This window comes from Lysobacter sp. MMG2, assembly GCF_016735495.2.
GTDB lineage: Bacteria > Pseudomonadota > Gammaproteobacteria > Xanthomonadales > Xanthomonadaceae > Lysobacter_J.
This window is the reverse complement of sequence record NZ_JAERQY020000006.1, coordinates 140,327-162,082: the sequence shown is the minus strand read 5'-3', so window position 1 is coordinate 162,082 and position 21,756 is coordinate 140,327. Positions and strand designations below refer to the sequence as shown.

Genomic DNA, 21,756 nt, shown 5'->3' with positions numbered 1-21,756 from the left:
GCCGGCTTCAACCTCTTTCAGGATCCGGACGATCTGTTCCTCGGTGAATTTCGACTTCTTCATGCAGAGCTCCTTCTGGGGAAACTCTACTTCCAACTGGATCGAATTTTCGAGGACGCTACAGCACCAACCGCGTCGCGATGCCGCATGACGTCGGCCCTGGCCAGGACGTTGCCTTCAACTTCTGGGTGCAGGCGCCCGCTTGGGCGGGCACGTACCAGATGCAGTGGAGGATGGTAAAGGATGGGATGTCGTGGCTCAGCGGCGCGACGCCGGACTGGTCCATCAGCGTGCTCCCTCCGCCGTCGGGCTCCATCGGCGCCAACCCGAACCCGTGCACGATTCCGTGGGGCAGCGATCGCTGCACATCCACCATCACATGGAACTCCAACCGCTCCGACGCCGAGGTGTGGGTGTCGAACCCGGACGGCAGCAATCCGATGCTATTCACCCGCGCGCAAAGCGGTTCGGTAGCAGCGCCATGGATTACTACCAACTGGCTCCGCTTCACGCTGAAGTCGGCTGGCGTGGCGATCACGCACGTTGACGTGTACGGCGTGCCGGGGGGCGAGCCGCCGCCGGTAGATCCGCCGCCGTGCCCGACACCGCATTGCGTGGAACCTTGACACCGCTACACGCATGAATGCGCAAGCCCGACCCGGACGGATACATCGTCCGGGTCTTCATGTGGCTGCCGGGGTGCGTATCGACCCGCTAGCGAGCGACTGAGTCTGCAAGCGCACGCCCTGCGTATGCCTACGCTTGCGACATGATGCGTCTGTACCACAGCGAAGGCTTTAGCCAGAGCGAGACTGCGGCTCTCGTCTCAATTGACCTCGGTCATGGCGACGGCCGCGGGCGCTACGTGTGGAAGTCTACACGCGCGGGCACGCAACATCACTTGGACCGCACTACTCCTCTGCTTGAGAGGCAGGCTTAACCTTGGCCGATTGCTCTACGACGGGCGCATCAGAAATCGCAGGGGCTACGTGTTCCGTCTTGGCTAAATCCGCCTTTGGCTCCATGCCTGGGATGAGCGACATCTGATGCGCATGCTCCCAAGTGATGCGGCTCTCGCCCAGGCGTTTCAAAGCTGCCTTTGGCAACGCACCGAGGCGTGGGGTTTGACGACCAATTGCGCGCTTGAACCATACGTCGTCGTAAGGGAGCCAAACTGTTCTATCGAGCGCGAAACGCGTCGGCTTGGACAAACCAATCTCTTGAGCTTCGTCTTTGCTTAGAACCAAATCCCAAGGATGCGGGTGGTCAATGCCTTGGCTTGTTCCGTATGCCACGAACAGCGAAAAGGGATCCTTCCGGCTGATTGCGAGCACAAGAACCGGGTGCTCCACTGGTCCGGGAGCATCAGGAGCTTCGTTGTACGGAAAATATGCGAGGCAGACTTCTGCCAGGACGGGAAGGCTGGCGCCCTGCCACGACGCGGGAATACCCACGTGTCAAATGGATTCGTCGGCGACGCGCGACTGGTCCACAACGCTACGAATCTTAGCCATCATCTGGTCGGACGGCTCGGCTGATTCGATGTTCAACAAGGTTTGGCGAGTCACGGAGACGTTCAGACGCGCGGGCTCGCTGCGGGCTTGCGTATGCAGCGCATACGACTTGCCAACCTTAGGAGCGGGATAGTTGCGCTTGAGCATTTCGTTTCCTCCATGAGGCAGGTGTCCGGGATACCGGATCTGCTCAGCTGGCAACTCTACGGGGGTGGCTAACATCGTCGCAAGTGACGCATTCCGCCCTCCTGCCTACTAGTTCACATTCGCCATTTACCCTACGCGCGGCCTGTTTACAATCAATGGGTTAGACCGTCGCAGCGGTGGCCGCGACTCGACGTTCAGCTAGCTGAAGCCGAAAGGACAAGAGATTATGTGCTACTCCGCGCAGATCTGGGCCGACTACAAGAAGTTCACCCGCCAGTTCGGGGCCATTCTGAGCATCGGCGACTTCACCCGGATCTTCTGGGAGCGCCGGGAGGGTGGCAGTCCCAAGATCCCCAAGGCCATCGAGCTGGCCTTCGCCGAGCCGCAGGACGAGTTCGAGGCCCAGGTGAAGCAGATGATCGACGAGGCCCGGGAGGCCGAGCTGGCCCGGATCGACGAGCGAATCGCCATCCAGCAAGAGAAGATCGCCGAGGCAGAGGCGGCCCTGCAGAAACGGGTCACCAAGAAGTCCCAGGAGATCATCCGTGTGGCGAACAACCGGATCGCGGCGGAACGCCTCAAGGCCGACAGGCTCCAGCGGACAGAGCCCGCCGAAGACGACGACCGCATATGGCCCGGCGACTACACGTTGGTGATGGTCATCGAGGACGGGCGGAAGGTTGTCAAGCCGATGCGCTATCAGTGCCGCCTACCCGGCTGGACCTTGGCCGACGAGAAGGCCAAGCCCGGCACCTACAACGCCCGCCGAGACAGCCTCAGAAGCGTCTGGAAGCGTCTCTACGGCTACCGCCACGGAATCATGGTCGCGACGCACTTCTACGAGAGCGTGGCGCGCCACGACTACGAGCAGCGCGCGCTGGCCGATGGGGAGCGTCCGAAGAGCATGGAGCTGGAGTTCACGCCGCAGACGGGCGAGCCGCTCTACATCCCAGTGCTCTGGTACGCATGGACCGATGGCGTCGAGGAGCTACTGTCCTGCGCGGCCATCACTGATGAACCGGAGCCAGAGGTGGCGATGACCGGCCACGATCGGACCATCATCAACATCAAGCCTGAGCATATGGACGCTTGGCTCAGTCCTGACCCGAAGAACCTCGCAATCATGGACGAGATACTGGAGGACAAGCGGCATCCCTTCTACGAGCATCGAGTGGCGGCTTAGACCGACTCGGTGTTTCGCCTGTGATCTAACGCGGCAGACCAGGCTTCGTAGGCAATAGGTTCGACTTCACTCCACTCGACCCGCCCGGACACGGAACTTGTATGCCAAGCGACCATTAAGTGAGCCGCAACTTCGTCCCAATCCAGATGTGCGAGACACGTGGATGCGCTACGTCCCAAAGCTTGGGCGAGCCATCGTTGATCGCAATTAATGCGCGCGGAATCGTCGTGAAGCCTGACGGGCTGCTCTGACAGTTTCACAGTGCACCTCAATGTGCTGCCGCTGAGGTGCCGTAGGGCGACGCCGCAGCGGACGAGCTGCACGGAGGCCCAATGTCGGGACGCAGGAAGTGCGCCCGGTGCGATTGCTTCTGGACCATACAGCACGCGGTGTGAGGCGGACGTTGGAGCAGCCGTTAGTCCCTTGGCCCTACGGTATGGATGCGACAGGTTTGCAGTGCGCGTTCCAAATCATCAAGGAGGTAAGGTTTGCGCAGGTGACCAGTGCCGACCATTCCGGCAGGAAGATCGTCGGCGGCGCGCGCGCTTGCGATTACGTAGGGGATGCCGCTCTCCGTCAGAACCATCGCCACGTCGGCGGTCGTCTCGGCGCCCATGTTGACGTCCAGCATTGCTGCATCGAATGTCTTCCGCCCCTCCAGAAGGTGCACGGCTTGTGCAATGGAGCTGGCATGTACCGCCGTGTGCCCGAGGGCCTCCAGCGCCATTACGACGCAATCTGCGACTTCTGGCGTGTCTTCAACTAGCAAAATCCGCATTAGAGCAACTACGAGAGATTTCAGGCGAGCGTACTGTCGCGTCCGTGACGTCGCCGGCATTTCATCGCTCTCTCACCTCGCTGACGAACGTCAGTGCTGTCTCTCATGTTCGGGCACGTAGCCCAGATCGATCAGGATGTCCGTGATCCGGATACTGGCCTCCTCGATGCAGTCGTTATCGGACGACGCAAGGACGTCGTCGGCAAGGTCTGCAAACCGGGGCATGAAGTCAGCTTCATCAGGGAAGCGAGATTTCAGGTCCTCGGCGGTGAGGCGAAGCTGTTGCAGCCACGGGAGGATCTCGGCCCAAGATTGTTTAGTCGTCATCTATGGCCTTTGTCAGTGGCGCTTGCGGCGCCTGCGGTGATGGGTGGTCGTGACCTGCTCGCGCGGTCGGACCAGCAGGTGGCCGAATGGATTGCCCGTACGGCCGACCTCCTCCTTGATCCGGTTCTCCCACTTAGTGGCCCACGCCTCCATGTATCGGATCGAGTCGGCCTCGGTCCTCGTGAATACATAGCGCGGCAGGCCCGCGGGGTTGATGCAAAGCCGCCATGGTGGATCCGGGTCGTAGTTCGCCGGACATGCGGAAGCCACGACCCGATCGCCCAAGTAAAGGCCAGGGCCATCGACGTACCGTTCGAAGTGGAAGCCGTTCGGAAGCATGGCGCCATCCTACGGCCGCCCGTCGCACAGGTTGCGACCGCTAAGCGGACGGCCATCCAACACCCGCCCGGGCACGAAAGATCACGCTGCTACTGCGGAGCGAGGAGCGCACGCCGGCCTTCTATTTCACGAAGCACCGAACGGAATGCTCTGGTTGAGGCTGACTCGGCGCCCACATTTTGCAGCAGCTCAAGCACCTCAGTCTCGAATCGCGCAAGCTGCGGAAGAGTGGTCAACGCAATGACCCGGGAGAGGCATGTAGTAAGCGCCCCGAACAGCTCAAGCATCGATTCATCTTCGGCAGTCATGATGCCTTCTCGTATTTGGCCCAGGACGGTCGTATCCCAGGCAGTAGCGGGCCGAGCGGCGGCCCTCAACAGCGGTTATGCGTGGGGTACGCTTGCCTGCCAAAAATCCACTTTTTCGCCCGGGCACTTGTTGTTCCAATCCAACAGTTTCTGCCTGAAGGAACTGTCGTCAAGACCCTGCTCTCGGTAAAGAAAAGTGCTCCTGCTTTCCCAAGCATTCGTCCTGACCGGAACCGGTGTGAAGCGAGTTTTGTCCTCCGGCTCAAGGCTGTGTGCCGCGCCGTCCAATGGAACATAGACAACTACATCGGTCATAGGGATAGCTCCTATCGCAAGTCCTTTTAAAGAGCTATGAGCTCGAACTCGTCAGTTGCCGAACGTCTGATTTGGGTCGAAAGCGGACATTAGCACTGCGGTGCAGGCACCCGGGCGAAAGTCCGCTATCGGCCAGGAGCGGACATTCAGTGCGCTTGATCGAACCAACTCGCCGCCGCTTTGCTGGTACGGTCCCAATTCCGCGGCTATCGGATTAGATCAACGCGGCCGTACAAGCCCGCGGCTCCATTGACCGGTCCGGCCGTGAAGTACAGCGTATTCACAGACTGATTGGCAACTCCGTTGCCGAACTGCACTGCCCGGAGGCCATCGATGACGATGGGATTGCCGGACGCATCCCGCAGGCATCCCAGGTGCGCACCGCTGGTTGGATCGAAGACGTTTATACGCCCATCACCGAGGTTGGCGACTAGCAGCTTGTTGCTGTGATCTCCGAACTCCGCGGGCGCCATGGCCATTCCCCACGGAGCATTCAGTGCGCCGCCGGTCGAGATGACCCTGATCAGACGCCCGCTCGGAGTGAACACCGTCACTCGTCCCGCTCCCGCGGCTGGCACCGCGTTAGGTGGCCTGAAGCCGTCGAACCTTGCGTATGCAGCGTAGATGTTCCCGCCGATGGCCTGCACATTGTGTAGAGCCAGATCAGCCGGAAGTGCCGGATCGTAGAACGCACCGACAGGCATCGAACTGCGCTTGATGTTTCCGTTGGCATCGTTGTCGAACACGGGCAAACCACGCTGGCCGGGCAGCACCGCGTAGAGAAGTTGACGGCCGCAGCAGCCGCTGAGCGCCATTCCCGTAAGGTAGGGAAGTGATCCGCTGTTGAAGCGGTAGAAGGCGACGGCCGGATCGGTTTCCGGGTTCCAGCCGTGTATCGAACCGATGTCCGTGGTCATCAAGAACCGACTGGTCCTGCATAGACCATTGGCATTGCAAGTGATGAAACCCTCATAGCCGCCATTGAAGACGATGCCGAAGGGCCTCAGGTTGCCGTAAGCCGAGACGGGCACGCGCACCAAGGGCGGTTGTGATACGCCGTTTCCGTCGTACTTCATCACGGCGCGACTGGCCGGTGATGCGACCCACGCAAACCCATACGGATCGAATGCGAGTCCCCACGGATCGACAAGGTTGGAATCGATGTGGTCTGCTGCAATCGTGCCGTTCGACACCAGGTAGCGCACCTTGTACCTGCTTTGAGCGAGCGCTGGCGTTATCGCGAGAACCATCGAGAACGCGACAACCGAACACAGCCGCAGGAAGAATCGAAGATGGCGATGCATGACGGCCTCCCGTGAAGTGCTGACACAACGTCGTGGGTCCCACTCCCTCGGCACCTAAGTCTAGGCCGCGACAACGTTCGATCCGAGCCGTCTGTCAGTCGCTGCGGCGAGGCGCTCACGAGAGGGCCGCGCGTAAGCACAGGCTCACTTCATTGTGCTTTGTGCAGAGCGTGTATGCCTGACTGCCTCGGGTAAAAGAGGATAAACGTTCGTTTCGGGCCTCTAAGCAAAGTCCGCTGGGTCGAAAGCGGGCATTACCAGCAGCACCAAGCGTCGTGTGAGGGGGGGCTATTCGAACAGGGCCCGCATGGTGGCCTCGCCCACCTTCGCCTTCGTTTCCATTTCGCGGCAGGCCTCACCCTCAAAGGCTCGGCGCAACTCCCTTTCACTGCCCGCGCCTTCGACTACCTCCACGACGCAAGCCTCATGGCTGTCCGACAGTCCCATCGCCATCGAAGTGAGCAGAGCAATACCGAGCAGGCCAATTAGCACGAAGCCGGCGTAGACGGTCACGGGGAGATCCTTCGACATGCCGTCACCGAGAAATGGGATTGCCGCGATATCGGCCGGGACACCCCTGGCTTGAATCGCTTGGGGCGGACCGATCGTCAGGCGCTATCGCGATTGGATGCGCTCGGTTCTGTCGGGATCTAACGCTAGTGGCCCCTGCGGCCCTTGGGCCGTCTAGGAACGCTGTTGATGGCCGGCCAGTTGGGCTCAACTCTTGGCTTAGTCACTTTCCGAGGACCCTTCAAGACGGCCGTCCGCTCAACGAGTGGACGGCCCACTGCGTTTGGTAGGAAAGGGATGCCCATCGAAGCCAGCCGCCGGCATTGAGCCTTCCAGCTGTTCGGCTTTAGGGCAGTGAGTTCCCCGACCTCATCAGGCGTGAGCCAAGTCTCCGACATATCCAGCGCCCCCTACTCCTTGAGTTCAGGCTTCTTGCGGGGCTTGTACGGCCGTAGTCGGATGGCCGACAGGCGTGCGTCTAGCGAAGACGTGGGCAAGGCGCGCGGCTCTCGCGACCATGGGCGAGACTGAAGGCAAGCATCTAAAGTCTCTCGAAAATAGACCTTTCTCCCACCTGAGTTGTTTGCAGGTAATCCCATTTTTCGGAATGCCCACAAAGAGCAGCGACAGTACTCGGCCGCTTCAGCCTCGGTCAGCCAACGCGCCCATTGCAGACCCTTCGGTTCGCTCATCGATGCTTGCCGGCCCGGTGACTGTTCCGGTACTCCACGACCTCGCCCGCGCGCCAGGTTGCCGGCTTGTAGGTCAGCCTCGAGGGAAAGCCCGGACGACAGGCCACCCTTTGCAGGAAGTGGTCTTTCGACACCCCCCAGAGCTCGGCGCACTCGTCGGCGGATAGAGCCAACTCCGTCCAAGGAACCTTCTCAGCAAGCGTCATCGTTCGCGCTTCCTGCGCGCATGGAATCGATTCGCGTCGCGCCATTCCACCACCTCGCCGGCCTTCCACGCTGCCGGTTTCAAGTTCACCCGCCGGGGGAACGTAGGGAGGCAGGCAATGGTCCTTAGAAATCGATCCTTGGACAGGCCAAAGAGCTGCGCGCATTCGTCCGCAGCTAGGGCCAACTCAGTCCACGGCAACTTGTCGAGTGCGGACACGGGCCACCTTCGTCTAACTCTTCGAGATCAAACGAAGTCGCGCAGCATCAGGGGCCAAGGCTCGACCACCCGCGGTGAGTGGTGGACGGTACACGGCTAGATTAAGCCCGGGGACCACTTTGGCTTCTCAGGCCGCGAGGGAGCATCCCGGCCCTCTACCGTAGAGCGCATCACAACCGGCCAGCCATATGCATCTATGTAATGCCGAATCCCATTCCGAACGAGAAAGGCAACTTGCCTTGCCTTCTGTGGAGATCTGGTCAGCTGCGCCACCTCTGACTTCGACAGGGTCAATGCGGTCATGAATGTGAGCAGTCCTTAACGGAGTTGGCGTCACCTTAAGTCACTCCGCAGCACAGCACTGCTCACCGGTTCTCATTCCTGCATTGAGTGGAGGCATCGCGGTGATGCCTTAAAGCAGCCGCGAGCTCTCTAAGCATCGGTCGAACACCACCTTTCCATGCATTACGGCTGACCACTGCCTTTCCTTCGTCGGTTACTGGGCCTGTTGATTGCTCCCACGGGTTCCAGCGCTGAATTGCCTCTGCTTGCCGTGCCCGGGCCTCGGGCGTCCAGCGGTTCCCCATGTATCACCTCGAAAAGTTTGTTTGGCTGGATTTCGCTCTCTCCCGCGCGGGGTTCCGTCCCGTTGTTGATCTGCTGGTGGCCCGCCGCGATGTTGGCCTGGCGTACGAAAGCCACCGAACGCGGGTTCTTGACCTCGGCCAGTGTCTCCACCGTCGATCGACTCTGGCTCTGAGCCTTCATGGCGAGCCGCAAGTATGTGTCTGCCGCGCCCAAGTTCTGGCCCAGATTGAGCGCCGCGCGTCGGGTGCACTCGTGGAAGATCGTGTTTAATGCGAAGGCCTGCCCGACAAGCATCGCTTCCATGCCGGCCAAGCTGCCGCCTTCCACTTGGCGAACGTGGTCCTTCAGCACCGCGACGCACTCATGCAAACCCAGATCGCCGAATGAACCCGCTCCCATCAATCGCGCAATGTGCGCCCCGGAAGCAATGCCATTGACGGCAATCTCGGCCATCGCCTGGTTCTCCGTCTTCCCGGACGGAAGCACCACCTCAAGCGAATGCGTCGCCCGCTTGCTTGCCTTCTTTCCAGCCACGAGAACCTCAGTCTAGTCGGGAGTCAGCACTCGCCACGTCGGAACGAATCACGATTGGTGATGGTGCATAGCGCAGCCATCGGATGTACCAGCGGCACCCTGCGGCGTCTGCGATGGACCAAGCGAGCGCACCGGCGGCAAAGAAGGTGAGTACGAATGCGGCCTTCCCCACCGCCCCTGGCAGCAGGAGGGCGGCCGTCAACAGCGCAGCTGTGAGCCACGTTCGGCGGTTGACCTAAGCCTTGTGTAGCTCGTACTCGTTGCCGTGCAGCGCCAGCAGCTCTTCCCAGTTCGCCACGTCGGGGTACATCTCATGTTCCATTTTTGACACTCGAATCTCCTAGTCCCCGTAGGGGAATGCTTCTCGTGATTGGGGCGGGTAGCCCGAGGTTCTGAATCTCTTGGGCGGCTTCGGGCGTGCTAGGCTCGGGGCGCCCTAGTTGGGAGCCCCTGAGATGGCTGATCTGCAAAAGAAGGACTGGCTGGACCACGCCCGCGAGCCTAGCGACGGGTGGAAGGGAACCCTGTGGTTCGGCGCCGCCGCGGTCCTCGTTATTGGCGGGGCACTGGCGTTCTTCCTTGCGCTCTAAGCAGCTCGTCGGCCAGCTCCACCGTCTCCTCATCTCCGTTCATTTGGCCGATGCTGCGCAGCGTGTGTAGCTGCGCCGCGGCGCTGCCCACCGGCACCTTGGTGGAGTCCGCCAGCCACCGCACTACCCACGGCTTCGTCAGGCCGCGCGCCAGCAGGTTCAAACCGGCGCCTGCAGAGATCAGACCGCCCGTGCCGCCCGTGAAGAGGGAGCTGACCAAGGCGCCGCCGTAGGTCAGAGCAGCGATCCTGTTCGCGGTCCCTGGCGGATTCGCGTACACCTGAGCGCCGGTCTTGATGTTCTCGGCCACCCGAGCGATGCGGTCCATGTCCTTCGAGAACGACGAGCCGTAGCGATCGAACAGCGCGCGCCTTGCCTCGGGGCTCAGCTTGTTCCAGTTCGTCAGGAACGTCTGAGCGCTGAACTCCGCGCCCTCGGCTCCCTACTGTCCAGCAGAAGCCAACCCCATCCGCTTCAGGACCGCGCCAGTGATCGCGCGCTGCCCTTCCTGGTCCAGTGACTGCATTACCCCCCGCAGGGTAGTGCCGCCGTCCCTGGTGCCCGACATGGCCGCTGCGTAGACCTTCTCAGGGCCGCCGCTCTTGTCCACGATCCGCTCCAACTGATCCAGGCGGCTCGCGCTCATCTTGAAATAGTTATTGGCGCGGCTCATCGCCTGGGCGGCCTTCGGACCCTGAGCCTTTGCCGCCTCGTCCAGGTCTTGCGAAAGCGCCGCGTAGACCTGCTTGAGCTGCCTAGTGGGGCGATCCGTCGAGAGCGAGAAATCCGCCAGCTCCCGTCCAATGCTCGTGCGGATGTCCCGCACGGTCTGGTAGCCCAGGCCACCCGCAGTCGGAGCGAGCCTACCCATCGGGCCGGAAGTACGCGAGGCGGCTATGTCCTGCTCAATACGCTCGGCCAACGAACGGATCTGCGGATTGATGAACTGCTCGCCTGTCGCGGCCGCGCCCTTTGGCACCGTCGTCAGGGTCGTCAAAGCAGCGCGCGTGCGGCTCATCGGCACCAACGTCTCCGGAGGGATCAGCGCGTCAGCAGCACGGTACAACTGGCCGCGCTTCCCTTCGACGTCTTTGGCGAAGGTACTGATGCCCCGCTCCACCGCGCGGCCTGCCCGTTCGCTGCTCGCGTTGCGGTAAAAGCCATCCGCATTCGCCTGGAGACCTTCGCCGATGTCCGCGGCCTGCTTCCTAGCGAAGCGGTCCATGACACCCGAGCTGGTCGGCGAGCCTGCAAGCAGGTTCTCCACGCCTTGGACAGCGCGATTGCCGGAAGCCTGACCAACGGAGGGCGACGTTCCGAGTTGACCGAAATCCTCTATCGCGCGCTGCATACCGATACCCGACCTGCCGCGGACAAGGCCACGAGTAGCTGCTGCAGTACCGGAGCTAATGGCACCTGGACTCAGGCCACCGGCGAGACCCGCGGCCAGCTGCACGCCTGGGCCGTAGCCCTTTTCGTTTGCAACCGATGCTGCGCCCGCGCCCGTCGCAGTGCTCACGGTTTGCAGCGTCGGCTGTGCGGTAAGGAAATCCCCAACACGGTTAGCAACGCTCGGACTCGTGGCGGCGCCGCGGCCGGCATTGAGCACGCCACCGATGCCCATCGTCAGAGCAGTGCCGGTCAGCGCACGACCCACATCCGCCTGCACCCGTTCGGAGGCTGTCTCAGCGCGCGGCAAGCCCATGTTGTCGAGCACTTGGCCCCAACCCTCACGAGTCGTCGCCTGGCGCTCCCAGCGGCGCTCCGGCTGTCCAGCGATCAGGCTCTTGGTCGTCGGTTCCTTCTCGCCAAGCCAGTTGTAGGCGTGGATGAAAGGATCGGCCACGATGCCAATCAAGTCGCCTACGCCCTCAACCACATTGCGCGTGCTGAGGCCGAGGTCCCGTTTGACGCCACGCTCCATCGGCGGTTCTGCGCGCGTAGCCGCGGCGGTCGCCTTGGGCTGCTCCTGATACCTGCTCCACGGACCATCGGCCTACGTCTCGGTTTGATACCTCTCCCACGGTCCTGCCATTACAGCTTCTCCCAACTGTTCGGATCTCCAGGGTTGCCGCCCTTGAAGCGGTGGCCATCCTGCACTTCGCCCACAGTGGGGCCGTTGTTGCCACCTGCCTGCTTCCGCTGCTGGTAGACATCTTGGTTGAACAACTGCGGATAGCTCGACACTTGGTTCTCGATACTGGTCGCGACGGCCCGATAGAGCTCGTCCAACTGCGCCTGGATCTGGGGCCGCGTCCTCGGGTCCAAGACCGCTTGGAACGACGTCGGATCGCGAAGGGCGCTCTCCAGCATCGGAAGTTCGCCTGGCTGCAACACGCCCGTGTTGTAGACGATCCGCAGCGCGGCACGAGCGTTGTTGTAGGCGGTGCCGAGGCGACCCTTTTGCTCACCGTCCAGAAGCAGGCCGGCGCCATTGGGAACTTCCGTGAGAGCCCTATCGAACGCCTTGAACGTGTTGAGCGCGTCCTTCGTCTCCTTGAACTACGTGCGCACCTTGGCGGCCTCACCGGCAGACAGCGGCAGAACGCCGGGAGTGCCAGTGCGCGCGTCCGGCTTGTTGACCACGTCGATCTTTCCGTTTGGCCCAACCTGGGCGACCGTCCCCTCGGGCAAGCCCTGTTGCGCAATCTCATCCGGACTTAGCGTGCGATATGCGCCCGGCCCCTCCTTCCGCTGGACGTGCCTACGCCCAAAAGGGGCCTGCGTCCGCGAAATGTCCGCTTGCGATGCGGGCACCTGCTGACCCGGCCCGAACGAAGAGGTAACCTGCGCACCTCGCGAAGGCTCGACGTGCATGTGGTCGCCTTCATCCAGTACGTCGTAACCCATGTCACGACCGCGGGCCGAGAAAGCCGCGCGCTGGTCCGGAGGCACGACAACGTCCATGCCCTGGCCCTTCGTGTGGTAGCTGTTCGACACGCCGCCGACCTTGGCGTTGTGCCCGGCGTCGCGATAGAGACTCGTCACCTGCACGCCAGGGAAGCCACCAATGAGGGAGCCGAAGTCCTTCTACGGATCAAGGATCGTCCCCGCCACCGGATTCCTAGCCTGCGGATCGTCAGAGGTGATGCCGAACTTCGGAGCCGCGGTCGGTACCGACGCAGCGAGCGGACCAGCCGCGGGCGCTTGAGATTGAACCTGGGCCTCGGCACGAAAGTTACCGGCGGGGACAAAGCCGCCCGTCTCGTCATCCCACACATAGGGGTCTTCGAACTGGCCCGTTTCGTCGAGCATGTAGATCGGCGCGCCCGGGTTCTTTCGACGGGGGTTAGCCGCGTCATACCACTCCTTTGCGCCCTTTGGGTCCTCGACCTGCCATTCCTTGAACGCCTGCGCGTTGATCGAACCGTCCTGATTGCGGACGCGCTGCTTGATGGCGTGCAGGCGCTGCTCGGCTTCGTTGTTTGAGGCCATTCGACCCATGATGGCGTCTTGGTATTGGTCCCTCTGGATGTCTCGCGCGTTCTCGTTCATCGCGAGCAGACCGGACTGAAGGCCTTCACCCACGGCATTGCCGAAGCCGCCACGGGCCTGAAGCATCGACAGGCCTGCGTGCAACAAGCCTTGGCGGATCATCGCGCTCTTGTCCTCGTCGGAGTACGAATCCGCACTCGGGATAAGGCGATCGGCAAGTCGCGCTTGCCAGCCGCGCTGCGGCGGGCCGGCGAGGAAGCTGGCGGCTAATTGGGCGCGGGGCGCCTATTCGAAATCGGGGGCGAGAATGCCGATCTGGGGGATGTTGATCATGGTGAGTCCTGTGCTTAACGGTTCTTCTTGGTGGCGCGCATTGCGTCAGCCAGTGCGATTGATCCGGCGGAACTGGAGCCTGCGCCCTGCGCACCCAGACCGAAGCCCGCCGCCGCATCGCTACCTGCCCAGCCTTGTCCGGCCACTTGGATTGCGCCCGCGCCAAAGGGAGTGAACGAACCGGCCGCACGACCGTAGGAGCGCGACTGCGGCACGCTGAAGCCGAGGTTGCCGCCGTAACTGCCACCGAAGGGATTGCTGCCCGCAAGCGACCCGCCCCAGGGAGCCTGCGCTTGCACTGGCGCCATGGTGGGCATGTTCATGGATGGCTGACCGCCGACGTTGCCAGCATACACATCGCCCAGCAGGCCGATCTATTGCTTGGTGACCGGTCCGATCTAGTTGCCGAACTCACTGAAGGCAACGTTGGGAGGCGGGCGGAAACCCTTGGCGTCAATCGCGTGCTGCATCTGCTGCTGCGAGAGCGAGAGCTGCGAGTTCAGCTAATCCTGCGGGCCGTAGCCGAACACGCGTGCAGCCAGCCCCTTGCCGAACGGAATCCAGTTCTGGCCGTTGCTATCGATGGCGGTGTCCGCGACCTTTCCCGCCATGTACGCGCCGCCGGGGCCGAGGAACGTTCCTGCCAGTACTTTCGCGCCGAAACCGAGGGCGCCTTTGCCGACGTTCTACAGCGTGCCATCGGGCGCGCGCTGCTCACCCGGGAAGAGCCCATTGACGCCAGCCCTTGCGGCGCGCTGGATGAAGTTGCCGGCGTACTAGTTGAAAAATCTGGGACGGTCTGGGTTTGCCATGTCGTTACCTCGTTTGCTGTGATATTCGAAGAAGGCCCGCGATCTGGCCGCCTATCCGGCGATCGCAGCACCCAATAGACTGCCGCCACCAAGTCAACAAAGAACTACGATGACTCCGCTGCCTTCCGTGCTCGAGTGGCTAAAGTTCGCGATCAGTGCCGCGACCTTGGTTTCGATCGTCATTGCTTTCCGCAGCTACAGAGCCAATGTCGCAAAGCAGAACGAAGATCGAATCCGCGACAGCGACAAAGAGCTGCTTGCTCAGGCTCAGAAGTCGATCCAATGGGCCTACGACGCGCTAACGGACGAAGGTAAGGGGCTCCCTCCCTTGCCCGATCGCCTGAACTGGCTCACTTCCGCCCGCCACCTAATCCGCGCTCAGAAGCTTGCCGCCAAAATTGCTAGCCCAACCTATAAGACAGTCTATGAAGAGATCGAGGAGTTCTGGCGCCATAGGTTCTATGTCGCGTTGAGCCACTCCGATCTTCGTAGCTGGGCTTACTTTGCCGACTCCGCCAAGTCGAACTACCCAGAAAGAATCCAACCGACCTCCGCCGTGGTGATCGTCGCCTTCTCGAGTTGGAAAGAAGGGGTGCCTGATCCGACAGATGAAGTTGACCTCGATACGATAATCAAGCGCGGGGCCTTGGAAAACACGTCAGCTGGAAGGGGCCTCGAGTCCTACTTGCAGCAGCTCGAGGCTGCGCGTAACAAGCTCCAAGAGCGACGCAAAGCTGAAATGGCGAATCGGCCAATTAAAGGCGAACTAGACACCCCTTAGGAGTCAGGCGGCCCAGTCGTAATTTGGGAGCCATCCTGTATCGCGGGATGGCGCGCGAGGGTCGGAGGCCGGGGGGCGATCGCGATTCCCTACTTCCAATTTTATCAACTTGACCCCAGTTCGCCGTCCCGCTTCGAGCTTGTTCCACCAAGTGGTTTCCGCGAACGGTGAGAGGACAGTACCGGCCGTCAACGGGTGCTCGTCGTTGGCAGCCGCTTCGGTGAAACGGAGCGCGCCCTCGACAAGGCGACGTCGGTACATGTCGTGTACGACCGATTTCAATCTCCGATAGCGGGCGGCACGAATGCCCAGCTGCGACGCCCGCTGATCAGTGGGGGTGCACGATGCGGGCATGTAGAGCTTCATGAGCCCGTCCACCACGCCGAACCGGATCGCGTCCGCCTTGTGGCGTTCACCACGCGACGTACACCATGCCTGCGTGTACGCGAGACCGTAGCTCAGCACCGTTTCGAGGTGCTCTTCCTGTCCGGCGTAGTACAGGCTCACCAGCGCAGGGCGGATGTCGTGGGGCCCGTCGCTCATGAAGGACAAGGCCGCGGGACAGCGCGCGGGGCGAATCCTCATACACCGCGTTCCTGGAACGCTGCCATGATCCCTTCATCCGGCTCGATACCTCGCGCGCCGCAACGATCGAGATACATCGCTTTCAAGGACTGAAGGCGTTCCAGACGATCAGGCAGATATCCGTCAGCCAGCATCAGACTGGTGTCCAAGATGCTCAAGCCGGTCTCGACCTGCTTCTCTGGTGACCCCGTCGGGAACGCCTCAGGATTCAGTGCGCCGTCACTTGTCCCTCCACCCTGCTCCTTTTCCCGATTCCCAAAAGAAGAAAAGGCTTCTTCCCTCTCTTCTTTTTCTTTTTCAGGAATCGATTCATTAAGGTATTCGGGTGGTGTCCTTGCCGTGGGTGTGACGGCGTCTAGACCGTTCCTTTTGGACTGATTCGCCGCTACCGACGGACGAGAATGTCGCCCCTTGTCCGCGTCACCCACGGCACCCACGCCGTTACTTCCAGGCCCACGTTGTGCTTGGAAATGGGGCACGTACCGATTGAGCTTTCCGCGGTGTCGCGCTCTGTGGAGATACCCAAGCTCCTCCAAGCTATCGAGCGCCCGCTGAACTGTCCGGCCATCCAGATCAGCATCCGAGGCGATTGACTCGATCGACGGCCAGCAGCACCCATGCTCCGCATTGAAGCGTCTTAGGATGACTGCCATTACGGCCACCGTAGCTCGGCTGCCGCGTGAGTCGCACGCGACAGTATCGAGAAGGCGGAACTTGTCGCCGTAGCCTCCGGCGATCTTCTGTGTCGTCACTGTTCGCCCCCCGGCGCTCATCGAGCTGCCGGTGGACTGCCGCGGAGCAGTCCAGTACGGAGTCGTTCGATGTGCGTGGAAACCTCTCGCAACGCGGCCAACATCTGGTCGCAGCGATCCGCGCCAAGGTCACGGGATAGGTCCATCAGCTGGCCATGGGTCCGGTCGGCTAACTCGATCAGGCAAGCCTGCGCATATGGGGAATTAGGGGCCATCCAGTGTCTCCGCTAGGTAGGTAGCGCCCTCGTAGTCCGAGCTCTGTTTATGCGCCTCGGTGACACGCAGAAACGCACTCGTAATCCACGCCCCTGCCCCGTTGCGAGTCCAGCCAGCAACTAAGAGTTCGGGCGGCATCAGGCACCGGCGCGTGTTGATTCCGCCCAGGCCGGCGAAGTCGCCTACCCGGTGCCGATCAAAGGCCGATTCACTGTTGAACAGATCGCCACAAGCGGTGCACTGGCAGCGACGGCCCGTCAGATTGGGCATGGCCATCAGCCAGCCTCCTTCGGAGCCCTGCGCCGTGGACGACGGCTGGTCCGGCGGGCCGGGCGCGTAGAGGCGGTTCCGTCCCGATGGCAGCAGATGTGTCGCCAGCTACGCCCAGCCCGAGCGTCGCGAATCGTGCGGGGATCGAGTCCAAGTTCCCTCGCCCATTCCCGCGTGCTGATCTGCTTCGCGGTGCGGCGGATCTCGCACACCTGCTCCCCTGTGAGCTTGGCGTCGGAACGAAGGTCGCCCGTCGGCACGCGGCCCTTGTCTAGAGCGCGGAGCAGGTTCTCGGTCGGCGTTACGGCTTCGAGGTTGCGGATGCGGTTGTCAGCCCTCTTCCCGTTCCGATGGTCGATGTAGTGCCCGTCCGGAATCGGCCCGTTTACGGTCTCCCAGATCAAGCGATGGGCGTACTGATGGCCCGATCGATTGGCGGACCACCCCAAACGGATGTAGCCATCGCCGTAGTCGCGGCCCAGGACCTTGCCCAAACGGCCATAGACCAAGCCGCGCGCTGGATCGACGAGATAGCGCGACTGCCAATGCAGGATCAGACCCACAATGCGAACATGTGCAGCGTGCGGATCGAACAGGGTCATGCACATTAGGCAGCCTCCTTCCGCGCCTTGGCACGTCGCTGCCACTCGGGCATAGGCGACCAGCGCTCCGGTAGCCGCCTCGGAAGACTTTCAAGACTGTGGAGGTAGACCATCCGCCGACGGCCCAAGACGAACGTGTCCAGAAGTCCGTCGCGGACAAGTGCCCACGCCGAGGTTTCAGGAATCCCATGGGCCTTGCACGTCGGAACTAGCGGTGCGAATGCGGGCTTGAGATCGTGATCGGATTGATTGGACGGGGGCATTAGGCGCCCCCTTCGCTCAAAGCCGACGACGGATTCTGGAGATCAAGCCAATCATCAAACCGCCTAACGTCGATGTAGACCCTTCGTCCGATCCGGACGATCGCCCCAGCACGAGAAAGGCCGTTTTGAGGTGCCTGGAAGATCCACCAGCGGAGTTGAGACTCACTGAATGGAGTTGAGTCTGCGAACTGCGAAACGCTCCTAAGCGTACGTGAACTGCTCACTGTTGTTGACCAATCCCGACCGGGGTGGACGGGTTCCGGGCAATGGTCGCTCGCTCAACTAAGGAGAAGTCCCAAGTTCTTCTCCAGATTCCCTATTGGGGTTTCTCTGAATGCAAGCCCCGCGCTTCCTCAAGAATCTTGCGAATCGTTTCGTCATTTGGACCGACGAAGCCCAGCGCTTGAATCTGAGCTTCGATCGCAGCAGCGGCTCCTCTCTTAGGAAGGCGTGCCATCACATCAAGCGCGCGAATGACGCGCAACAAGCTCTTCTCCCGCCTAGCGTCCAAGGCCAAAGATTCACGCTCCTTGCTGTGCTCAGCGACAAACATTACGTCGTCAGGCCCAGTGCTCTGACAGACCATTACGTAGCCATCGTCCGGCCCGCGGAACTCGGAGCGACCACGCACGGTGACAACCACATGCCCATCGTCGTCATCTATGCCAACGTGCCATCCCTCCAAACTGATCGCATCCTTCCTCGTGAACACCGTTGCCACGAATTCTTGAGCGAGGCGCACCCATCCAGTCACTTCGTAGCCAGGACGAGGGATTATGGTTCGCCGCTTGTTCGTAAGGAACAGGCGTGTGCCGTGCTCATACGTTTCAGTCGGGTCGAACGGTGTTCCCAAGTCACGCCAACGGACATTCGGGAAGGTCTCGAATGACCAGGGCGGAAGAAATTCCTCTTGACTCCCTTCAGCCATTTCACGGAGAAAAACATATGCGTCCAGCTGGCCGCTCATGGCCCTGGATCTCACAACGCTCTCGCTGACACCAAGTTCTTTCGCTTTTGCAGAAATATCTATGAAGTCAAGTTCAAGCACGCGCGTACCCTCGCGCCCCAAGAAGGGGCCGCGCCAGCGCCGCAGGGTGGCGGCGTTTTCGCCCCGTCGGGCTAGGCGCGGCTGTTTTGCCTACCGGTTCCTATTCAAGCCCTCTTCGAGCTCATTTGCCAAGGCACCCCAATCCACATTTGCCCCCATCTGACCCATGCGCCGTTTGCCGGCCTTCCGGGCGATCCAAGGGGTCCATAGGGCTCCTCGTCCCACCACTTGCTCGTCGAACGCCTTCTCCATCTCGCGCACACGTGCGTTGAAATCGCGGCACTGCTCCAGGGTATCCCTGATCATTGGGACCGCATTCTTCATCTGCCCGATGGTCAATTCCGTGTGGCTGCTGACACTGAAGTGGTAGCGAAGGAAATTGATGGCGCGCTGCTCGTTTCTGCCCCAGGATTTGAGTTTGTGCAACAGCCCTTGGAGCTCCTTGTTGAGAGCCTCGATCTGCTCCCACTCGTCCTCCGCCGAGACCTGAGGGAAAGGCTGTGGCATCTGCGGGGGGCGCCCCGGGAACTGCAGGACATCAGCGCTCATGGTCGGCCTCCTCTCGACTGGAACGGGCGCGCTGAAGGCTCTCCGCCATCCTTCGGCCGAAGTTGAGCAGCCGAGCCTCGCCGTAGGTCATGGAATCATCGATTCGGACACCTGACTGGTAGGCCTTCACCGCTGACTTCATGACTTCGACCATGCGATTGACAGACTCTTCGCTAGCCATGTCGCACCTCCGAATACAGACGCTCAATCGCAAGCTCAGCCGCAGCTAGGAGCAAGCCCTGGGTGGCATAGATGCCCCCGAGCCGGTTGTCGTCCACAGGGACATAGGCAGGCCCGCCAATGTTGGCATCCGCGCGGCGTTCGAAGTCTTCCCGGAGGGTATCGGCCAGATTGCGGAGGCCGGTAATTGCCTCATCTAGCGTTACTAACTGGACCCGCTGAGCCGGGGTCAGGGCTGTTTCTACCCAAAGCTGGTTTCGAATTGGGACATAGCGGGGCAGTGCCGCCGCGATATCATTCGCAGTTGCCATGGTCGTTCTCCTCATAGAACGGTTGTGGAAGGCGGGGTCGGGTGTTTCCAGCACTCGGCCCTGCCGCTTTTTACAGATTGCGCTTGGTGTAGGTGTTCCTCCTGGTTCGTGGGTCTGAATCTGGAATCAGGCGCGCCTGCCGCGGATGGGCACGACCTTGGTCTCGCCAGCCCGCAGTTGATCTAGGTGGTCCGCCCACGCCTGCATCATCTGCTTGCGCTCGCTGAGATACTCCGCCCGGTTGTATACAGCGCGAACCTTATTCCGCTCCGCATGGGCCAACTGCCGCTCGATCACATCAGACGACCAGCCCATCTCATTCAATACGGTCGAAGCCATCGCGCGGAAGCCGTGGCCGGTCATGGTCTCCTTGTCGTACCCAAGGCGACGCAATGCAGCGTTGATCGTGTTCTCGCTCATCGGCTCCTTTGGGGAGCGCACGCTCGGGAACAGATAACGGCCCTTAGCTGTAAGGGGTTCGAGCTCTTGGAGAATCTCCACGACCTGCTTGGAGAGGGGCACGATATGGTCCCGCCGCATCTTGGTTTTGGATCCCGGGATACGCCATTCGGCCGCATCCAGGTTGAACTCTGACCATTCCGCCTTGCGCAATTCTCCAGGGCGGACGAAGACGTAAGGAGCCATCCGGAGCGCGCTGCAGGTTGAGTAGAGTCCTTCGTATCCGTGGAGAGTGCGCAGCAGATCGCCGATGTCTGCCGGCCGGGTGACCGCCGAGTAGGACCTACTCACGAGTGGCGCCAACGCGCCACGAAGGTCGGCAGAGGGGTCGCGCTTGGCTCGGTTCGTGGCAATGGCGTAGCGGAATACCTGGCCACACTTCGCACGCGTGCGGTGCGCTGTCTCGTGCTTCCCAGAATCTTCAATGCGTCGCAGGACAGCGAGCAATTCTGAAGGTTCGATCAGGTCGATGGGTCTAGAGCCAAGATGCTTGAAAATATGGGCTTCTAGTGCCCATTTGGCCTTGTCGTAGGTCGCCGCAGACCACTTTCGCTTCTGCAGGTTGAGCCATTCAGTGGCCACCGCTTCAAACGTGTTCGCATGCGCAACCTCCGCATGCAGCTTTTGCGCTTTCCTCTTCTGCGAGGGATCGATGCCCGACGCGAGCACCTTCCGTGCCTCGTCGCGGCGCGCGCGGGCCTCCGCCAACGACACCTCTGGGAATACTCCGTGCGAGATGCGTTTTTCTTTGCCGGCAAAGCGGTACTTGTGCCGCCAGTAGCGACGACCGTCCGGCATTACTTCCAAGTAAAGACCGCCGCCGTCGAACATGCGCACCGGCCTTGAGCCAGGCTTCGCACCCTTGATCGAAACTTGCGTCAGCTTTCCGGTCGCAATTGCCACTGGGGGCACCTTCATGCGTACCGGGGACAATCCCCGTTCTTGCCCCCAATCCTGCCCCCAGATGCCCCCAAATGCAATGGGTCTTTACTGAACTGGAGGGACCGCTGACTAGTCTATTTCCCTAGGGGAATTTGGCCATTGCGGAGGGAACTGATCTCAACTGAACTCAACTTTGGTGCCCGGACCCGGGATCGAACCGGGACACCCTTGCGGGTGGCGGATTTTAAGTCCGCTGCGTCTACCTGTTCCGCCATCCGGGCTGGAACGCGCGCCTAGCTTACGCGACGAACCGCGCAGGACCGGTGCCGCACGATTTCCTGGCCGCAACGAAAAAGCCCGACCTGTCGGTCGGGCTTCATGATGCTGGAGGCCTGGGTCGGAATTGAACCGGCGTACGCGGATTTGCAGTCCGCTGCATAACCACTCTGCCACCAGGCCGGTGACTCGAATCCGTCGACCGGATTCTTTCATATTCCGGCCCCGTTCACGCAACGAGGCCTGAAACGACAAGGCCCCGAGAACGGGGCCTTGTCTGAAACTGGAGCGGGAAACGAGACTCGAACTCGCGACCCCGACCTTGGCAAGGTCGTGCTCTACCAACTGAGCTATTCCCGCAGAGGAACCGACATTTTAGGCATGGAATGAAAAGTGTCAACTCTTTTTCACTCCGTGGGAGGCCCCGTCAGCGGACTTCCCGAACCGGC

At 61.3% G+C, this 21,756-nt stretch carries 28 protein-coding genes and 3 tRNA genes; 4 read left to right on the top strand and 27 right to left on the bottom strand.

All coding sequences use genetic code 11. The features are described from left to right. The first annotated feature begins 140 nt into the window (after positions 1-140). Complete coding sequence (locus JI752_RS18755) at positions 141-626, top strand: hypothetical protein (protein WP_216967136.1); 486 nt, start codon at positions 141-143, stop codon at positions 624-626. A 285-nt stretch (positions 627-911) separates the two neighbouring features. Here JI752_RS18755 and JI752_RS18750 read toward each other — a convergent pair whose 3' ends face one another. Continuing rightward, positions 912-1,454 (bottom strand): hypothetical protein, encoded by a 543-nt coding sequence (locus tag JI752_RS18750; protein ID WP_216967133.1) that lies wholly within the window; start codon positions 1,452-1,454, stop codon positions 912-914. Positions 1,455-1,457: 3 nt separating this feature from the next. Beyond that, positions 1,458-1,661 carry a hypothetical protein gene (locus tag JI752_RS18745; protein ID WP_216967131.1) on the bottom strand — a complete coding sequence of 68 codons (204 nt, stop codon included), beginning with the start codon at positions 1,659-1,661 and terminating at the stop codon, positions 1,458-1,460. 226 nt (positions 1,662-1,887) lie between these two features. Between JI752_RS18745 and JI752_RS18740 the strand changes: the two genes are divergently transcribed. Then, entirely contained in the window at positions 1,888-2,844 is a 957-nt protein-coding gene (locus tag JI752_RS18740; RefSeq protein ID WP_216967128.1) for an SOS response-associated peptidase family protein, read from the top strand. Between the two features lie 415 nt (positions 2,845-3,259). Here JI752_RS18740 and JI752_RS18735 read toward each other — a convergent pair whose 3' ends face one another. The 14 genes from JI752_RS18735 to JI752_RS18665 form a co-directional block, all read right to left on the bottom strand. Next, positions 3,260-3,571, bottom strand: coding sequence for a response regulator (locus JI752_RS18735; RefSeq protein WP_216967125.1), 312 nt, complete (start codon positions 3,569-3,571; stop codon positions 3,260-3,262). A gap of 141 nt (positions 3,572-3,712) precedes the next feature. Then, on the bottom strand, positions 3,713-3,949 hold the full coding sequence (locus tag JI752_RS18730; protein ID WP_216967123.1) for a hypothetical protein: 237 nt from the start codon (positions 3,947-3,949) through the stop codon (positions 3,713-3,715). 12 nt (positions 3,950-3,961) lie between these two features. Next, positions 3,962-4,288: a hypothetical protein gene (locus JI752_RS18725; RefSeq protein WP_216967121.1), complete on the bottom strand. Its 327-nt coding sequence runs from the start codon at positions 4,286-4,288 to the stop codon at positions 3,962-3,964. A gap of 89 nt (positions 4,289-4,377) precedes the next feature. Beyond that, positions 4,378-4,596 carry a hypothetical protein gene (locus JI752_RS18720; protein WP_216967118.1) on the bottom strand — a complete coding sequence of 73 codons (219 nt, stop codon included), beginning with the start codon at positions 4,594-4,596 and terminating at the stop codon, positions 4,378-4,380. 521 nt (positions 4,597-5,117) lie between these two features. Beyond that, positions 5,118-6,215 (bottom strand): TIGR03118 family protein, encoded by a 1,098-nt coding sequence (locus JI752_RS18715; protein WP_216967115.1) that lies wholly within the window; start codon positions 6,213-6,215, stop codon positions 5,118-5,120. 288 nt (positions 6,216-6,503) lie between these two features. After that, complete coding sequence (locus JI752_RS18710) at positions 6,504-6,728, bottom strand: hypothetical protein (protein ID WP_216967112.1); 225 nt, start codon at positions 6,726-6,728, stop codon at positions 6,504-6,506. A 1,209-nt stretch (positions 6,729-7,937) separates the two neighbouring features. Then, entirely contained in the window at positions 7,938-8,144 is a 207-nt protein-coding gene (locus tag JI752_RS18700) for a DUF4224 domain-containing protein (RefSeq protein WP_216967106.1), read from the bottom strand. 162 nt (positions 8,145-8,306) lie between these two features. Continuing rightward, positions 8,307-8,882 carry a hypothetical protein gene (locus JI752_RS18695; RefSeq protein ID WP_216967103.1) on the bottom strand — a complete coding sequence of 192 codons (576 nt, stop codon included), beginning with the start codon at positions 8,880-8,882 and terminating at the stop codon, positions 8,307-8,309. Positions 8,883-9,515: 633 nt separating this feature from the next. Continuing rightward, positions 9,516-9,881, bottom strand: a complete 366-nt coding sequence (locus JI752_RS18690; protein WP_216967100.1) for a hypothetical protein — start codon at positions 9,879-9,881, stop codon at positions 9,516-9,518. 114 nt (positions 9,882-9,995) lie between these two features. Further along, positions 9,996-11,477, bottom strand: coding sequence for a hypothetical protein (locus JI752_RS18685; RefSeq protein WP_216967097.1), 1,482 nt, complete (start codon positions 11,475-11,477; stop codon positions 9,996-9,998). Positions 11,478-11,587: 110 nt separating this feature from the next. Continuing rightward, positions 11,588-11,866, bottom strand: coding sequence for a hypothetical protein (locus JI752_RS18680; protein WP_216967094.1), 279 nt, complete (start codon positions 11,864-11,866; stop codon positions 11,588-11,590). A 189-nt stretch (positions 11,867-12,055) separates the two neighbouring features. Then, positions 12,056-12,541: a D-Ala-D-Ala carboxypeptidase family metallohydrolase gene (locus tag JI752_RS18675; RefSeq protein ID WP_216967091.1), complete on the bottom strand. Its 486-nt coding sequence runs from the start codon at positions 12,539-12,541 to the stop codon at positions 12,056-12,058. Between the two features lie 42 nt (positions 12,542-12,583). Next, positions 12,584-13,150, bottom strand: coding sequence for a hypothetical protein (locus tag JI752_RS18670; RefSeq protein WP_216967088.1), 567 nt, complete (start codon positions 13,148-13,150; stop codon positions 12,584-12,586). Between the two features lie 185 nt (positions 13,151-13,335). Then, entirely contained in the window at positions 13,336-13,644 is a 309-nt protein-coding gene (locus tag JI752_RS18665; protein WP_216967085.1) for a hypothetical protein, read from the bottom strand. Here JI752_RS18665 and JI752_RS18660 point away from each other — a divergent pair. Continuing rightward, positions 13,615-14,211, top strand: coding sequence for a hypothetical protein (locus tag JI752_RS18660; RefSeq protein ID WP_216967082.1), 597 nt, complete (start codon positions 13,615-13,617; stop codon positions 14,209-14,211). The genes JI752_RS18665 and JI752_RS18660 overlap by 30 nt on opposite strands. A 31-nt stretch (positions 14,212-14,242) precedes the next feature. Further along, positions 14,243-14,914, top strand: coding sequence for a hypothetical protein (locus JI752_RS18655; RefSeq protein ID WP_216967079.1), 672 nt, complete (start codon positions 14,243-14,245; stop codon positions 14,912-14,914). Between the two features lie 3 nt (positions 14,915-14,917). Here JI752_RS18655 and JI752_RS18650 read toward each other — a convergent pair whose 3' ends face one another. From JI752_RS18650 to JI752_RS18600, 11 genes are all read right to left on the bottom strand, one after another. Further along, positions 14,918-15,457 (bottom strand): hypothetical protein, encoded by a 540-nt coding sequence (locus tag JI752_RS18650; protein WP_216967076.1) that lies wholly within the window; start codon positions 15,455-15,457, stop codon positions 14,918-14,920. A 38-nt stretch (positions 15,458-15,495) separates the two neighbouring features. Continuing rightward, positions 15,496-15,936, bottom strand: a complete 441-nt coding sequence (locus tag JI752_RS19390) for a hypothetical protein (protein ID WP_254201199.1) — start codon at positions 15,934-15,936, stop codon at positions 15,496-15,498. Between the two features lie 806 nt (positions 15,937-16,742). After that, positions 16,743-17,339, bottom strand: a complete 597-nt coding sequence (locus JI752_RS18640) for an HNH endonuclease signature motif containing protein (protein ID WP_216967070.1) — start codon at positions 17,337-17,339, stop codon at positions 16,743-16,745. Between the two features lie 579 nt (positions 17,340-17,918). Continuing rightward, positions 17,919-18,650: a hypothetical protein gene (locus JI752_RS18635; protein ID WP_216967067.1), complete on the bottom strand. Its 732-nt coding sequence runs from the start codon at positions 18,648-18,650 to the stop codon at positions 17,919-17,921. Between the two features lie 90 nt (positions 18,651-18,740). Beyond that, complete coding sequence (locus JI752_RS18630) at positions 18,741-19,199, bottom strand: hypothetical protein (protein WP_216967064.1); 459 nt, start codon at positions 19,197-19,199, stop codon at positions 18,741-18,743. Then, positions 19,189-19,380, bottom strand: a complete 192-nt coding sequence (locus tag JI752_RS18625) for a hypothetical protein (protein WP_216967061.1) — start codon at positions 19,378-19,380, stop codon at positions 19,189-19,191. The genes JI752_RS18630 and JI752_RS18625 overlap by 11 nt, the downstream gene beginning before the upstream one ends. Next, positions 19,373-19,690, bottom strand: coding sequence for a hypothetical protein (locus JI752_RS18620; protein ID WP_216967059.1), 318 nt, complete (start codon positions 19,688-19,690; stop codon positions 19,373-19,375). The genes JI752_RS18625 and JI752_RS18620 overlap by 8 nt, the downstream gene beginning before the upstream one ends. A gap of 126 nt (positions 19,691-19,816) precedes the next feature. Next, positions 19,817-21,052: an integrase arm-type DNA-binding domain-containing protein gene (locus JI752_RS18615; RefSeq protein WP_345777377.1), complete on the bottom strand. Its 1,236-nt coding sequence runs from the start codon at positions 21,050-21,052 to the stop codon at positions 19,817-19,819. A gap of 173 nt (positions 21,053-21,225) precedes the next feature. Next, positions 21,226-21,312: transfer RNA gene (locus tag JI752_RS18610), tRNA-Leu, on the bottom strand. 104 nt (positions 21,313-21,416) lie between these two features. Then, positions 21,417-21,490: transfer RNA gene (locus tag JI752_RS18605), tRNA-Cys, on the bottom strand. Between the two features lie 101 nt (positions 21,491-21,591). Further along, a tRNA-Gly gene (locus tag JI752_RS18600) sits at positions 21,592-21,667 on the bottom strand. Positions 21,668-21,756: the final 89 nt, after the last annotated feature.

Bases quoted from the DNA above. Each gene is read 5' to 3' on its own strand.
- JI752_RS18755 (WP_216967136.1), top strand. From the start codon at position 141: ATGCCGCATGACGTCGGCCCTGGCCAGGACGTTGCCTTCAACTTCTGG.
- JI752_RS18745 (WP_216967131.1), bottom strand. From the start codon at position 1,661: ATGCTCAAGCGCAACTATCCCGCTCCTAAGGTTGGCAAGTCGTATGCG.
- JI752_RS18740 (WP_216967128.1), top strand. From the start codon at position 1,888: ATGTGCTACTCCGCGCAGATCTGGGCCGACTACAAGAAGTTCACCCGC.
- JI752_RS18735 (WP_216967125.1), bottom strand. From the start codon at position 3,571: ATGGCGCTGGAGGCCCTCGGGCACACGGCGGTACATGCCAGCTCCATT.
- JI752_RS18730 (WP_216967123.1), bottom strand. From the start codon at position 3,949: ATGACGACTAAACAATCTTGGGCCGAGATCCTCCCGTGGCTGCAACAG.
- JI752_RS18725 (WP_216967121.1), bottom strand. From the start codon at position 4,288: ATGCTTCCGAACGGCTTCCACTTCGAACGGTACGTCGATGGCCCTGGC.
- JI752_RS18720 (WP_216967118.1), bottom strand. From the start codon at position 4,596: ATGACTGCCGAAGATGAATCGATGCTTGAGCTGTTCGGGGCGCTTACT.
- JI752_RS18715 (WP_216967115.1), bottom strand. From the start codon at position 6,215: ATGCATCGCCATCTTCGATTCTTCCTGCGGCTGTGTTCGGTTGTCGCG.
- JI752_RS18700 (WP_216967106.1), bottom strand. From the start codon at position 8,144: ATGACCGCATTGACCCTGTCGAAGTCAGAGGTGGCGCAGCTGACCAGA.
- JI752_RS18695 (WP_216967103.1), bottom strand. From the start codon at position 8,882: ATGGCCGAGATTGCCGTCAATGGCATTGCTTCCGGGGCGCACATTGCG.
- JI752_RS18690 (WP_216967100.1), bottom strand. From the start codon at position 9,881: ATGGACCGCATCGCTCGGGTGGCCGAGAACATCAAGACCGGCGCTCAG.
- JI752_RS18685 (WP_216967097.1), bottom strand. From the start codon at position 11,477: ATGGAGCGTGGCGTCAAACGGGACCTCGGCCTCAGCACGCGCAATGTG.
- JI752_RS18680 (WP_216967094.1), bottom strand. From the start codon at position 11,866: ATGCTGGAGAGCGCCCTTCGCGATCCGACGTCGTTCCAAGCGGTCTTG.
- JI752_RS18670 (WP_216967088.1), bottom strand. From the start codon at position 13,150: ATGATCCGCCAAGGCTTGTTGCACGCAGGCCTGTCGATGCTTCAGGCC.
- JI752_RS18665 (WP_216967085.1), bottom strand. From the start codon at position 13,644: ATGAACATGCCCACCATGGCGCCAGTGCAAGCGCAGGCTCCCTGGGGC.
- JI752_RS18655 (WP_216967079.1), top strand. From the start codon at position 14,243: ATGACTCCGCTGCCTTCCGTGCTCGAGTGGCTAAAGTTCGCGATCAGT.
- JI752_RS18650 (WP_216967076.1), bottom strand. From the start codon at position 15,457: ATGAGCGACGGGCCCCACGACATCCGCCCTGCGCTGGTGAGCCTGTAC.
- JI752_RS18640 (WP_216967070.1), bottom strand. From the start codon at position 17,339: ATGACCCTGTTCGATCCGCACGCTGCACATGTTCGCATTGTGGGTCTG.
- JI752_RS18630 (WP_216967064.1), bottom strand. From the start codon at position 19,199: ATGAGCGCTGATGTCCTGCAGTTCCCGGGGCGCCCCCCGCAGATGCCA.
- JI752_RS18625 (WP_216967061.1), bottom strand. From the start codon at position 19,380: ATGGCTAGCGAAGAGTCTGTCAATCGCATGGTCGAAGTCATGAAGTCA.
- JI752_RS18620 (WP_216967059.1), bottom strand. From the start codon at position 19,690: ATGGCAACTGCGAATGATATCGCGGCGGCACTGCCCCGCTATGTCCCA.